Origin of the sequence: Chitinophaga sp. RAB17 (assembly GCF_052114225.1) — a bacterium.
GTDB lineage: Bacteria > Bacteroidota > Bacteroidia > Chitinophagales > Chitinophagaceae > Chitinophaga.
Map to the genome: position 1 here is coordinate 23,343 of NZ_JBFREI010000008.1, position 14,597 is coordinate 37,939.

Annotated in this window: 9 protein-coding genes and 1 tRNA gene; 7 read left to right on the forward strand and 3 right to left on the reverse strand. The window is 41.8% G+C overall.

What is annotated here, in order from left to right:
* Positions 1-45: 45 nt before the first annotated feature.
* From AB4Z08_RS24050 to AB4Z08_RS24070, 5 genes are all read left to right on the forward strand, one after another.
* Positions 46-1,626 carry a hypothetical protein gene (locus AB4Z08_RS24050; RefSeq protein WP_441576341.1) on the forward strand — a complete coding sequence of 527 codons (1,581 nt, stop codon included), beginning with the start codon at positions 46-48 and terminating at the stop codon, positions 1,624-1,626.
* A gap of 128 nt (positions 1,627-1,754) precedes the next feature.
* Positions 1,755-3,638 (forward strand): cytochrome-c peroxidase, encoded by a 1,884-nt coding sequence (locus AB4Z08_RS24055; protein ID WP_441576342.1) that lies wholly within the window; start codon positions 1,755-1,757, stop codon positions 3,636-3,638.
* 110 nt (positions 3,639-3,748) lie between these two features.
* Positions 3,749-5,098, forward strand: coding sequence for a N,N-dimethylformamidase beta subunit family domain-containing protein (locus tag AB4Z08_RS24060; protein ID WP_441576343.1), 1,350 nt, complete (start codon positions 3,749-3,751; stop codon positions 5,096-5,098).
* Between the two features lie 282 nt (positions 5,099-5,380).
* Positions 5,381-7,291 carry an ABC-F family ATP-binding cassette domain-containing protein gene (locus tag AB4Z08_RS24065; RefSeq protein WP_441576344.1) on the forward strand — a complete coding sequence of 637 codons (1,911 nt, stop codon included), beginning with the start codon at positions 5,381-5,383 and terminating at the stop codon, positions 7,289-7,291.
* A 138-nt stretch (positions 7,292-7,429) separates the two neighbouring features.
* Positions 7,430-8,164, forward strand: coding sequence for a carboxypeptidase-like regulatory domain-containing protein (locus AB4Z08_RS24070; protein WP_441576345.1), 735 nt, complete (start codon positions 7,430-7,432; stop codon positions 8,162-8,164).
* 64 nt (positions 8,165-8,228) lie between these two features.
* Here AB4Z08_RS24070 and AB4Z08_RS24075 read toward each other — a convergent pair whose 3' ends face one another.
* From AB4Z08_RS24075 to AB4Z08_RS24085, 3 genes are all read right to left on the reverse strand, one after another.
* Positions 8,229-9,809 carry a hypothetical protein gene (locus AB4Z08_RS24075; protein ID WP_441576346.1) on the reverse strand — a complete coding sequence of 527 codons (1,581 nt, stop codon included), beginning with the start codon at positions 9,807-9,809 and terminating at the stop codon, positions 8,229-8,231.
* A 94-nt stretch (positions 9,810-9,903) separates the two neighbouring features.
* Positions 9,904-9,975, reverse strand: a tRNA-Arg gene (locus AB4Z08_RS24080).
* 47 nt (positions 9,976-10,022) lie between these two features.
* Positions 10,023-10,589 carry a MarC family protein gene (locus AB4Z08_RS24085; protein WP_331960556.1) on the reverse strand — a complete coding sequence of 189 codons (567 nt, stop codon included), beginning with the start codon at positions 10,587-10,589 and terminating at the stop codon, positions 10,023-10,025.
* A gap of 86 nt (positions 10,590-10,675) precedes the next feature.
* Here AB4Z08_RS24085 and AB4Z08_RS24090 point away from each other — a divergent pair, with 86 nt between their 5' ends.
* Both AB4Z08_RS24090 and AB4Z08_RS24095 read left to right on the forward strand, forming a co-directional pair.
* Entirely contained in the window at positions 10,676-11,260 is a 585-nt protein-coding gene (locus tag AB4Z08_RS24090; RefSeq protein WP_133807488.1) for a helix-turn-helix domain-containing protein, read from the forward strand.
* A 103-nt stretch (positions 11,261-11,363) separates the two neighbouring features.
* A complete protein-coding gene (locus AB4Z08_RS24095; protein ID WP_441576347.1) occupies positions 11,364-14,576 on the forward strand; it encodes a SusC/RagA family TonB-linked outer membrane protein in 3,213 nt (1,070 codons plus the stop codon).
* Positions 14,577-14,597: the final 21 nt, after the last annotated feature.

Genomic DNA, 14,597 nt, shown 5'->3' on the forward strand with positions numbered 1-14,597 from the left:
CATTAGACTTAGGGATCCATTTTTTTATTGCAAACCTCATTATCAATGAAACATTTTCTTTGGACCGCAGTAGTACTTTTACTGGGTATTAAGAGTTACGCACAGGAAAAGCTGCCTGTTCTCAATATGTATAATTCATTGAATATTCGTGAATTGTATATGGATAGTGTGAATCATCACACAGCTGTACAGCCTATTCTGCATGAAGATACTTCTGCCATGTATACCCAACCGGCTACGCAGAAGCACAGTTGGGTATATCGTAAACTGTTGCTGGAGCATTTATTTGAGTTTAGGGAAAAAGATTACAATGTTTTCATCGATTTTCTACCGGATTTCCAGGTAGGGAAAACGAGGGATGGTAGCAAAACTACCTGGCTCAATACCCGCGGAGCCAGAGTACAGGGGAATATAGGGACTAACTTTTATTTCGAAAGTTCATTTTATGAAAATCAGGGCGTATTTCCCACCTATCTCGACTCAACTATTCGCAAAAGAGGAATTGTGCCTGGCCAGGGTGGCACGAAGTTGTACAATAAAGGATTCGATTATAACAATGTTTCTGCTCTCATTTCCTATACACCCAATAAGTACCTGAATTTTACATTTGGATATGGCCAGAACGCTATTGGCGATGGCTATAGATCTTTGTTATTATCAGATATACAGTTCAGTTATCCTTATCTGAAGATAACGGCCAAGTTGGGTCAGTTTCAATATACTGCCATGTGGGCACAGTTTATTAACAGGGCTGATGAGTCATATACACAAGCCTATCAAGACATTGGGTATCCTAAAAAATGGGGTGTATTCCATTTTCTTGATTGGAATGTAAGTAAAAAATTAACGATTGGATTATTTGATGCAGTAATATGGCCGAACTCAGATTCAAGCGGGCGGAAACGAGGTTTCGATTGGAGTTATATGAACCCCATTATTTTCCTGAGACCAGCAGAGTTCTCCGGTGGATCATCAGATAATGCACTGATAGGAATGAACGTAAAATATAAGGTTTTGCCCAAAACTACTGTATATGGTCAATTATTGCTGGATGAATTTATATTGAAACAAATGTTCAGTAGTGACGGTTTCTGGGCAAATAAGTGGGGAGTACAAATGGGATTCCGGAGTTTTGACCTTTTCAAAGTAAGAGGGTTGGATCTTCAGGGAGAGTATAATACAGTAAGGCCCTATACTTATTCTTACAGAACCAATAACACGAATTATGCTCATTTCTACCAGTCTTTAGCGCATCCTTTGGGGGCTAATTTCCGGGAAGTATTGGGTATTGCAACCTATAGGCTAAACCGTTGGTATGCTAAAGGGGAATTGATGTGGTCACAATATGGGATAGATCCTGATCAGAAAACCAACTACGGACAGGATATTTTTAAATCCTATGACACCCGGGTTAACAGTTATGGTAATCATATAGGACAAGGTATCGCTACTAACTTGTTGTATGCACAGGGTACGGTTGCCTATGTGTTAAATCCTAAAAATAACCTTAGACTGGAAATGTCTCTGGCAGCCAGAAGGGAGAACAATGATCTCGCCGATAAAAAAGACCTTATTTTTAGTATTGGCTTAAGAAGCAGCTTCAGGAATCTTTATTACGACTTTTAGTAACATTAGCAGCTCTCATCCGTTTTTAGCTTAAATAGTATGAATGTGTTATCTCAATTGTCTGAATAAGTGATAACATTGTTCTCCGTTGTAAAACATTGAACTTATTTCATTAAATTATTAAGCATATGAAGCGGCGTACGTTATTCCTTCTGATTATCAAAGGATTAATTTTATGCGCATGCAACACAGTTAGCCAGGACCCGATACAGGAAACGAAAAAGTACTATGTTCAGAATCTTAATGATTGTGATAATATTCTTCATCGGTTAAGTGAGCAATTGGCTCAGGTCAATGTAAGCGTGAAATCACTGCAGGAGCAGTTTAAACAAGCAAGGCTGGCCTATAAAAGAAGCGCATTCCTCATTGACTATCATGATACGGCAATGGCACGCTTAATCAATGGTCCTCCTGTACCTGAAGTTGAAATAGAAGATAACCTAAACGAGGTTATCATGCCGCAAGGCTTTCAGGTAATTGAAGCCATTTTATTTGAGGATTCCCTGACTTTACAGGATAGAAAGCTGCTTGTGGCAAAAAGCCAGGCATTGAATAATTTTTTCAGGCGCTTACGTACAGATGCAGAAAATATGGACTTGTCGGATGCACTTATTTTCGATGCACTGAAGAGCAGTCTGATAGAAATGACAACACTCGGTTTTGTAGGTTATGATACCGACAAATCAGGGAATGCCATTATAGAAAGTGGGGAAATGCTATTTTCCCTGAAGAAAGTAACTGAAATATACCGTACACAATTAGCGGCAGTAGCTCCCAATACTTACAAGAAATTATCCCAGCTGCTTTCCAGATCGAAGGTGTATATAGAGAAACATGAGGATTTTTCCGGCTTCGACAGAATGTTTTTTATCATTAATTATGCTAATCCTATTGCCGCTGCATTAAAGGAAGCGGGCGATAAATTGGGAATAGCCGGAACGGATAATAGTAGTCCGTTAAATTCCTCAATAATAAGTGTTTTTGATAGTGAAGCATTCAGGCCCGACTACTTTACCAGTAGTGTTGATGATCAACTGACGGATAAAAAAGTGGTGCTTGGGAAGTTTCTTTTTTTTGATCCAGTCCTTTCAGGTAATAGAGAGCGTTCTTGCGGAACCTGCCATCAGCCGGGAAGAGCATTTACAGATGGCTTGAGCCGCAGCAACGGAATTGTTCACGGTAAAACTACGCAGCGTAATGCACTGACATTAATAAATGCAGGGTTGCAGCCAGCCTTTTTTTATGACAGCCGTGTAACCTATCTGGAAGATCAGATAGCTGATGTTATCTCAAACAAGAATGAGTTGAACGGCAACGTTGATGTTATTATTTCAACACTCAGGAAAAGTGATGCCTATCGAAAGCTTTTTAACGTTGCATTTCCAATGGATGGAGAAGTGGTAACCCCTTACCATTTGCAAAACGCATTAGCGTCCTATATCCGTTCCTTAACAACACTGAACAGTCGCTTTGATAAATATGTGAGAGGTGATCATTCTCAAATGAGTACAACTGAAATTAAAGGATTTAACATTTATATGGGGAAAGCTAGATGTGGTAGCTGCCACTTCGCTCCCTTGTTTAATGGTGCAGTCCCTCCCAGATTTAACAGGAGTGAAATGGAGGTTATTGGTGTACCTGTAGATAAGAATGTGAAAAAGATTGACCCCGATAAGGGAGGTTATTTGCAGCATCCTGCCTGGCCCAATTTATATGCATTTAGAACGCCAACTTTACGAAACATAGCGCTGACTGCTCCCTATATGCATAATGGCGTTTATAGCAGTCTTGAGGAAGTGATTGAATTTTATGATAAAGGTGGGGGAAAGGGTTGGGGAATAGTATTACCACATCAAACTTTATCCGAAAAGCCATTGAAATTAACTAATGAAGAAAAACTGCAATTGATATCATTCTTAAAAACAATTACTGATACTTTAAATACGCAATCCGTCCCTAACCAATTGCCTGCACTTACGTGGATGTCTTCGCCGAGAAAACCAATGTTTTAGGTAAAAGCGCGATGCAGTAATAGGGGGGGATCATTATTCTAACGTTTAGAATATAATTGTATACCCATATATCGGGCTTTGGTTGCTATAGTTAAATAATAAGAAGTATAATGATTAACGGATTACGTTACAGATTAATTCCCTATGTCTGTCTAATATTTGTTGGTTTGTTGCAAGGTTGCTCCAAGTCCGGGTTAGCAAGGGAAGTAAACCCCGGAGTGGGAGGAGAAATAGATGCTCTGGACAGCAAAGCTATACAAAATGGTTACCCGGATAAGCAATCCTACAAAGTAGGAGATAGTGTCAGTTTGTATCTTTCTTCAGACAAGTCATATACAGATAATAAAATCGCTATTTATGATGTTAATGGGGTAAGACAGTTTGATGTACCTTTTAAAAAAATTGGGCACCAGGAACCACAGGGCGAAATACCTTCTCAGGATGGGTATCAATATAGCAACCCTGTGCGCTTTGAAGTGCCAACACTAAAGAGCGGAATTTATCTTGTGGCGAATAGAATACCTATTGTTATTAAAGACAACACAGGAAGTGTTGATTTCACCGTAGTCTATCCCAGTAATACTGAAAATGCATATTGCGAATCAGGGCGAAGAAGTCTTTATACAAAGCCTAACCTTAAGAAGGTATCTTTCTTAAGACCTATTCCTCTCAGCATTTATGCTGACGGATTCCTGAAATGGGTAAACAAACAGCGCTACTCATATAATCTGATCGCAGATGTGGACCTGGAAGACTATTCAAATATAAAAGGTAAAATACTGATTATCATAGGACATAGTGAATATTGGACAAGAACGGCTAGGCGTAACTTTGACAAATGGGTGGATGAAGGAAATCACGCGCTTATATTGTCAGGCAACACAATGTGGTGGCAGATTTCATATAACAATAAGAAAAATCAGGTTATTTGTTACAGAGGGGTTGAAGAACCATCCGGGCCCGATTCACTTAGGAATGTCGTATGGACAAATGCTTTGTTGAAGTATCATACCAATCAGAGTATTGGTTGTAACTTTGACCTGGGCGGGTATGGCAATTCGGGTCAGAATGATGGTTGGAAAGGTTTTAAAATAACCAATCCTTCTTCTCCGTTATTCGCTGGGCTTAGTATAAAGAAGGGAGATATCATTAATTGTCCTACTGTAGAATATGATGGTGCTCCTCTTGAAAGTTTTGATAAAGAGGGATTTCCTGTGATTGATAATAAAGTTCTAAAGTTTAATAAAGTAGAGTTGCTGGCCTTTGATTATGGGTTCAGAGTTTTTAAAACCACCGCTACTGCAATGATTTTTAAGAAGAAGCGCAACAGTGGTATAATAGTAAATTTTCCAACAACGAATTGGTGTTCTGCCAAAAGCTTCTCTGGTAGTCAAATTCCTAAAATTACGGGTAACGCCATTGATGGATTGCTGACGGAAAAGAATCTTTTTAGTAACTGATGATGAGAAGCCAAACATGATTTTTAATTGATAGTCCTTGTATTTATGATAAATACACGCAAGCCCTTCCGCTTTATCAGCGCAAGGGCTTTTTTATTATTTTAACGCAAAGAGGGGGAGGATAATAATGGACAAAGGGCCGAAATGCTGTATTTCTATAAAAAGTTATGAGGTACGGGAAACTCCACTTATCCTATAATGAATATACGAAAAAAAACATAATATCAAATACATAATCCCCGCTTTCCTTACAGTGTTGCTGATAATTTATAACTTCGCGGTATGCATTACGTTACAGTAGAAGGGCTTACCAAATCTTTTGGGACCAAACCATTATTCAAAGACATTTCTTTTCATATAGAAGAAGGAGATAAAATAGCGCTGGTAGCGCTGAACGGCACCGGTAAATCCACCTTGTTGCGGATTTTATTGGGAAAGGATGCGCCCGACAGCGGTAAAGTATGGATACATAAGGATGTTACTGTCGTAATGTTGGAACAACAATCAGATTTCGATATGTCTAAAACAGTGATTGAGAACATCTTCAATCATGACAACCCTGTTCTGAATGCCATTAAAGAATATGAACTGCTTACAGAGGAAGGCCATGAACTGGACATCGCGGACCTTGATAAATTAACAGATGCCATCAGCAGGATGGATGAATTAAATGCCTGGCATTTTGATACCAAGGTAAAACAAATATTAGGAAAACTTAATATACACAATCTGGATCAGCCAGTGGGTTCTTTGTCCGGCGGACAGCAAAAGAGAGTTGCCCTGGCGAAGGTATTGATCGAAATTGGCTTCGAACATAAGCATGTTTTGTTGATCATGGATGAGCCAACCAACCATCTGGACGTATCCATGATCGAGTGGCTGGAAAATTATCTTGACCAGGAAAAAGTGACTTTACTACTGGTAACGCATGATCGTTATTTCCTCGACAGTGTATGTAATGAAGTAATGGAGATAGACCAGGAGCAATTATTTATCTACAAAGGAGATTATGAAAATTACCTGGAAAAGAAGGCCGCAAGGGAGGAAATGGATAAATCCAGCGTAGATAAAGCCCGCAACCTGTATCGTAAAGAGCTGGAATGGATGCGTAAGCAGCCTAAAGCCCGTACTACAAAATCCAAATCCCGGCAGGATGCTTTTTACGAGGTAAAGGAAAAGGCCAGTACCAAAGTAGCTGATCAACAACTGGAGCTGAATGTTAAAATGACTCGTCTGGGTGGAAAGATCCTGGAACTGAAGAAGGTATACAAGTCGTTCGGCGATCTCAAAATTCTGAAAGGCATGGATTATACCTTCAAAAAAGGAGAACGGGTAGGTATAGTAGGTAAGAATGGGGTCGGTAAATCCACCTTCCTGAACATGTTATTGGGTACAGAACAACCAGACTCCGGTAAGATCAACATCGGTGAAACCATTGTGTTTGGTAATTATTCCCAAACAGGTCTGGAGGTGAAAGAAGATATGCGCCTGATAGAGTTTGTGAAGAATATCGCAGAAAATTTTCCGCTGGCAGATGGTACTAAAGTGAGTGCCGCCCAGTTCCTGGAACTATTCCTCTTTCCTCCGGAAAAACAATACACTTATATTTCCAAGTTGAGTGGTGGTGAAAAAAGAAGATTGCACCTGCTGTCTATCTTATTCCGCAACCCCAACTTCCTGGTATTGGATGAACCTACCAATGACCTGGATTTGCCTACACTCAGCATCCTGGAAAGCTTTTTACAGGACTTCCAGGGTTGTGTGATCATTGTAAGCCATGATCGTTACTTCATGGATAAACTGGTAGAACACCTGTTTGTATTTGAGGGAGATGGAGAAATCCGCGATTACCCTGGAAACTATACCCAGTACCGTGAATGGCAGAAAGAGGAAGATAAGAAAAAGACTATCGCTCCCAAAAAAGAAGTAGTGCCAGAACCAGTAGTGGTAGCAGCACCTGCGGCTGAGAACAAAGGCAAAAAAATGTCTTTTAAAGAAAAAAGAGAACTGGAATTGCTGGAAAAGGAAATAGAAAAACTGGAAACAGAAAAGAAAACTATTGAAGCTTCTTTAGCCAATGGAGAACTTGCTTTTGATAAAATGGAACCCATGACGCACAGAATAGGAGAGATCATTCAATTACTGGATGATAAGGGAATGCGCTGGCTGGAGTTGAGTGAAATGAGCGAATAAATCAGTTATTCCATAAACAAAGAAGCAGGTCATTTCTGACCTGCTTCTTTGTTTATGGAATATATCGCTTAGATATACTGGTAGTGAATATTGGTAATCATTCGGGAAAAATGTAATTTAGAATAGTCACTATACTTCATGAAAAGATCAGGTACTTTTTCCGCCGCAATTCCCCAGCCCTGCCAGGAATCCTGGAGAGATATGAGCTCATCAGACGGTGGGAAATTCTGTGGTAGCTGTCAAAAGAAAGTAATTGATTTTAGCACGTTAACCGATGCAGAAATTGTCAATATCTTCAGTGGGCCATCACAAAAAATTTGTGGTCGTTTTAATCCTTCTCAACTGGATCGCATACTGGATAAGCAGGAAAGAAAGGGAAGTGTGCTTTCTGCAGCGGTATTAACCACTTTGCTGGTGATCACTGGTCTTTCAAAAACCACTGCGAGTTCGGTTAAAGTACCTTTTATTCATATACCATTTGCTGCACCAGCAGAACTAACAAAAGCAGCTATACCGCCGCCGTTCGATACATCGCGGGTTATAGTCGGAAAAATAATTGACAGCCAGGACAAAACATCCTTACCAGGCGTTTCTGTTATAATAAAAGGAACAACCTTTGGCACTGCCACTGATGCGACAGGAAACTTCCGGTTGCAGGTTCCGGAAAGTTTGCGTAACAGGGAGGTAACCCTGCAGTTTGCGTACATTGGATATAATAGAAAGGAATTACCGGTACGGGAGAATGGGCCGCTTATAATCGAAATTGAAATGGGCCCACATCTATCGGGCGAGGTAGTGGTCACGTGTATGCGTAAAGCAACTTTTCGGGAAAGAATGAAAAGAAGATGGAAGTGGCTATGGGGGCAACAATAATATTAAAATAAAAGCCGCAAGCGCCTGATATAACGCTTACGGCTATCCGATAATAATTTGTTAGCTACTTTTTGCTCTTCTCCTGCTGCATTTTCCATTCTTCCAATGCGGCTATCTTCTTATTCTGCTCAATAAGGTACAGCGTCAACTCTTCTACCTTTGCCAGCAATTTTTTATTCATGTCTCCTACATCAATGCCATCTTTTTCCACTTCAGCTGCAGAGGGAATTCCTTCCAGGTGTTGATGAGTGGCGACATATTTTTCTACTTCCGGCAAAGTTGGAAGGTGATAGTCTTTATGGAATACATAATCAGCCCAGCCGGTTTGGGTTACTTTTACCCGTTGTGCGGTAATGGTACCTTTGACCGAAAACTCTGACTGAGGACTCGTGGTGCCAATGCCTACATTTCCGGTATTGGTAATATTGATTACGCCCAGCGCCGGAGGGGTTGACCCACCTGTAGCACCAATTTTTAACAGGTTATCACCTTCATTGATCCAGAATCTGCTATCGCCACCAGATTGCATAGTAATAGATGCTTTGTTGTTGCTGGGATCATATAAACTGAATTTTCCGAAGAAGGTGGTGGTACCGATGCCCATGCCTACTTCGTTAATAGTAACACTTGTTTGATTGCTTGACGTTGTTCCCCCTGAAAGTGCCAGCGGAATATATTTGGCTACTCCCGGAGTTCTGTCAAATCCGATAATACTTGCTACTCCATTTGCAACGCCAATTTCCGCCGCAGGTCCCGCGGCAGCCGTACCTGTGAGCCAGCCTTTAAATCGACCCTGTCCTTCCCATTGATTGTTGCCGACACCGTCGATCCGCCCTATCTGATCAGTACCCGCATAGAACTTAAAGCCATTAATATTATTTCTGACATTAATGCTAAACCACATGTGTTGAGATTCAATACCCATGGCATAATCTCCTGATGCTGCCCCCAGCGCGGGATGTAGCGTGATCCTCGTACCTGGGCTTCTTGAAGTAAAGGTAGGCGCACCCAACCCAATGGGATCAAAGCTTATATTATTGGATGTTGGATTGTTTAATCTCAAACCATAACCCATAGTAACAAGTCCATTAGCGTCTATACGCATTCTCTCCGGCTGGGAGGCGCCACTGCCACCAATTCCCGTATGAAAACTCATTTCACCAGGCGTTGTAGTATATGTTCCTCCCCGGAGCCCTATTTCAGCACCGCGGTAGCTGTCTACACCAGTGGCGCCACCGAGGATACTTATAGCACCAGCTGAATTATTGGAATTGATCAGTGGCGTGGAGAAGCCTTTAGGTGCATTCACAAGCCCACTGGCCCTGGCAACACTGAAAGCTGTTCCTATAAAAGTTCCGGCATCATCATAATTCCAAAGCGCGAAATCAGCACCACTATTGGGAGTAGCAGTGGCGGCATTGGTAAGTCCGAGTGCCCAGCGTCGTTTGCCGATTACAAGAGAGTCGTTATATAGGACTAAGTGTGCCTGACCAACAGGAGAATAGGTAGCAGACGAGCGCATGTTACCAATACCATTAATCCAGAAGCTTGCTGGCTGTGCAACAGTTGCCTGGTTTTGAATTTGGCTTTTTGCTGTTAGGGAAAGGATCAACAAACCGGGTAAATAAAAGATACTTTTTTTCACAGATCTACATTTTAGGGATAAGTATTATGGCTACAAAAAACAGGTAAAAAAAACCTCCAATACACACCCAGGCGTTATTGAAGGTTTTAGTTTGTAGCCTCGTCAAGAATCGAACTTGAATCTGGAGCTTCGGAAACTCTTATACTATCCATTGTACTACGAGGCCGGAAAGTACGCAAAACTACATTTTCTAAAGTATAATCCCAAATCACATTAAAGATTGATGTTACTCTTGAATATTTTAACTGCAATGGCCAGCAGAATTACACCGAAAAATTTACGCAGTACCATCAGCCCAGCCTTGCCCAGCATGCGTTCTATATAATTTAAGCAGCGTAATACGATGTACACAATCACCAGATTTAAACAGATCCCCGCCAGGATATTGTACTGTCCGAAGTTAGCTTTTAGCGACATAATAGTGGTCAGGGTACCCGAACCAGCTATTAGTGGAAAGGCAATAGGTACCACACTACCGGCTTTGGCGTCCTGGTCCGTTTTAAAAAACTCCAGCCCCAGGATCATTTCCAGCCCGATAACAAATATAACAATAGACCCTGCTACAGCAAAGGAATGCACATCTACACTCAGTAATTTCAGAAAAGGTTCCCCTACCAGCAGGAACAGGATCATCAGGAAGCCTGAAGCCAGCGTGGCTTTGCCTGCATCTATATGACCCAGCTTTTCTTTCAGGGAAACGAGTACTGGTATGGAGCCTACAATGTCAATGACCGCAAATAAAGTAAAGGTAATAGCCAGAATTTGGTCGATACTGAACATGAATGCTAATTTGTGTAAATATAGGCAGAATGCAGAACGTTTTATGCTAGCGGCTTTCTGCTTATATTTGTTTTAATACTACTTATATGACGGAGGATATTATCATTCAGATCAGTAATAAGATCAAGGAGAAAAGAAAAGGAAAAGGCATTACTATCCAGGAACTCGCAGACCGGGCACAGGTGAGCAAGGGGCTGATATCCCAGATAGAGAACAATAGAACTGTTCCTTCACTTCTGGTGTTGATCAATATTATCAAGGCTCTCCAGCTGGATATGAACGAATTCTTCAATGAAATTGATCAGCAAACCCAGAGCGCCAAAGTAATCATCAAGCAAAAGGCCGCCTATCAGGAGTTTGAAAAAGAACCCGCTAAAGGATTTATATATAAAAGAGTCCTTACCAAAAATGTGAAAAATTTCCCGGTAGACATCGTCCTGCTGGAACTAAAAAAAGGAGCTACCCGCGCCCAGACTGTAAAAACAGATGCCTATGAATACAAATACATCATCAAAGGCTCAGTTGAATACCTCATTGACAACGAAAAATATGTGCTGGAAGAAGGGGACTCCCTGTTTTTCGATGGCCGCCTGGGGCATAAACCCAGCAATATAGGTGCAGAAAATGCACTCATCCTGGTGGTTTACTTCTTCCTCGACAGCGAAAAGTAAACTATACAAATACTTAACATTAAATTTAGTATATGTTAACATTCTGATCACATTAGAGCGCAAACTTCGCATGTAAATAAAATAGTACCAAACCTACATTTACATGCAATCAAATCTACATCGGGCGCTCATAAGGCAGCTATGCGCCTTAATATTGCTGCTATTCACTACCACCACTCTTTATGCACAACAAGCTATTACGGGAAAAGTCATCTCAGGTGACGATCGTCAGCCCGTTATAGGAGCTACAGTGAAAGTAAAAGGAGCTAACCGCGGCGCAGTTACTGATGCCACCGGTAGTTTCGCTATCTCCGCTGCCAGTACCGATGTGCTGCAAATTTCCTTTATTGGCTTCTTGCCCGAATTATACCCGCTTAAAGGCGCTACTGATGTTACCATCACCCTTCAGCCAGATAAAAAAGCGCTGGATGAAGTAGTCGTAACAGCACTGGGTATACGAAAAGAAGTAAAGCGTGTAGGTTATTCTGTACAGGAAGTAAAAGGAGCGGACCTGATCAAAGCCCGCGAACCCAATCCCATCAACGGCCTGGTAGGTAAAGTAGCAGGTCTCACTGTAGGAGCCTCTGCAGAATTACTGTCTGCCCCCCTGGTATTATTACGTGGTAATAATATAGGCCTCTATGTAGTGGATGGTGTACCTATCAACTCTGATACCTGGAACATTGCTCCGGATGATATTGAAAGCTATACTGTACTGAAAGGCGTAACTGCTTCTGCACTGTATGGCTCCCGTGGTCTGAACGGCGCCATTATGATCACTACCAAAAAAGGAACAAAAGATAAACGCGGCCTGTCTATTGATTTTAACTCCAGCACCATGTTCGAAAAGGGGTTTAATGCCATCCCCAAAGTGCAGGATGAGTATGGCCCCGGCGACCATGGAAAATATGCCTTTGTTGACGGTAAAGGTAATGGTACCAATGATGGTGACTACGATGTTTGGGGTCCCAAATTTGAAGGCCAATTGATACCGCAGTACGATAGCCCCGTAGATCCTACTACAGGAGTACGTGCCGGTACCCCCTGGATTGCACGTGGTAAAAATAACCTGCAACGCTTCCTGCAAACAGGTATGCTGAGCACCAACAACATCGCAGTGTCGTCACATACCGAAAAGGCTGACCTGCGCTTCTCTCTGTCGCATTCTTATCAGAAAGGAATTGTTCCCAACACTTCCCTGAATATTACCAACTTCAACATCTCTGCAGGCTACAACTTTTCTTCCCGCCTGCGCCTGGATGCCTATATGAACTACAACCGGCAGTATTCCAATAACTTCCCGGATGTAACCTATGGCCCCAACAGTATTATTTATAACACCCTGATATGGGCCGGCGCCGACTGGAGCATGGATGATATGCGCAACTACTGGCAGCCTGGTAAGGAAGGTATTCAGTCTATTTATGCAGAATACCAACGCTACCATAATCCATGGTTCATGACTTATGAATGGTTACGTGGTCACTACAAAACAGATATCAACGGTTACGCAAAACTGAACTACAAAATTAATGATAAGCTGGAGCTGTTGGCCCGTACACAAATTACCAGCTACGACCTGATGAGAAATGAGAAAGTACCTTTCTCTGCTCATCCTTATGGTCGTGAAGAAGGTAAGGGAGACTACAGGGAAGATAAGCGTTCCATGTTTGAAAACAACACGGACATATTGTTATCCTACACCAACATGTTCCCTCGTAAAATAGGTATTCATGCTTCTGTAGGTGGTAATGCACGTTCCTATAAATACAACTCCAGCTATGTATCTACCAACTACCTGAATGCACCAGGATGGTATGGATTTGGTAACACACGTGATCCATTGTTTGCTACCAATTACCAGGCGCCAATGCTGGTATTGAGTGCTTATGGCTATGTAGATATTGATCTGGGAAAATATGCCACTATATCGTTGACAGATCGTATCGATAAAGCATCGAATCTGCCTATTCAGAATAATGTTTATTCCTATCCGTCTGTAGCCTTAAGTACAGTGGTATCTGATTATGTAGCTTTACCTGCTGCAATATCCTTCCTGAAGCTCAGAGGCTCTTATGCCAATGTGAAGGGAGGCTTTACCCAGGCTACTATCGGTGCTACACCACTGGCAACTTACCCGCTCGGATACGGCTCTGAATACCAGTCTTCCTATGATGGTCCTATTTATAATACGCCATTCTATAACGTAACACCGGTATACCAGAATCAGGCAGGCGCCACACTTTCACAAACTATTGCCAATCCCGATCTGAAACCTTTTGCTACTAAGGTGTTTGAAACTGGAATGGATATACGTTTTCTTAAAAATCGTATAGGCATTGACGCTACCTACTTCACCAGCAAGAATGGTCCACAGATCTATGATGTGATTATATCCAGCACCACAGGGTTTGCTAAAAACCGTATCAATGGTGTGAATACACGGAAAACAGGATATGAAATCTCCCTTAATGGTTCCCCGCTAAGAAACCCCAATGGTCTGAACTGGAACGTTACGGCCAACTGGTCTACCTTCCAGGAAAAGTATGTGAGCATTTATGGTAACGAAACCAAACTGAATGCTTATGTAGGAGTAGGAGACAGGGTAGATAAGATCTATGGTACTAAATTCGTAAGAGCAGCGGATGGTCAGATCATTAATGGTTCCGATGGCCGTCCAATTGTAAACCCTACACAGCAATTCCTTGGTAATGCCAGCGCTGACTGGGTTTGGGGTATCAATAACAACTTCAGCTATAAAGGTATCAGCCTCAGTTTCCAGTTTGATGGCCGCGTAGGTGGCAGTATGATTGATTATATTCAGCAGCAGACTTTCCGCGGTGGACGTAATATCCTAACCACAGAAGGTGCTATGGGAGAAGCCCGCTACCAGGATTACAAAGGTGTGAAATCTTATCAGGGGCAGGGAGTAGTGGTAAGTAACAATGTGGCTATCCAATATGACAATAACGGTAACGTTACCAACTATGATAAACTGCAATACGCACCCAATAACACCAAAGCATTCCTGCAGGATTATATCAGCGTATACTATAAGACCAATGAAGCGAATGTGATCAGTAAAACATTTGCCAAACTCCGGGAAGTAACTATTGGGTATGCTTTGCCACAAACCTTACTGAAAGGTACTTTTATCAGAGCAGCCAGCATATCTTTTGTGGGCAGGAACCTGCTTTATTTCGCGAAGAATAAAGATGTGGACGTCGACCAGTATCCGGGTGCAGATCAGGGATCTTCTACCCTGCAAACACCTACCACTAAAAGATATGGCTTTAACCTGAATGTTAGCTTCTGATCTGTTTCAATTATTAAACAC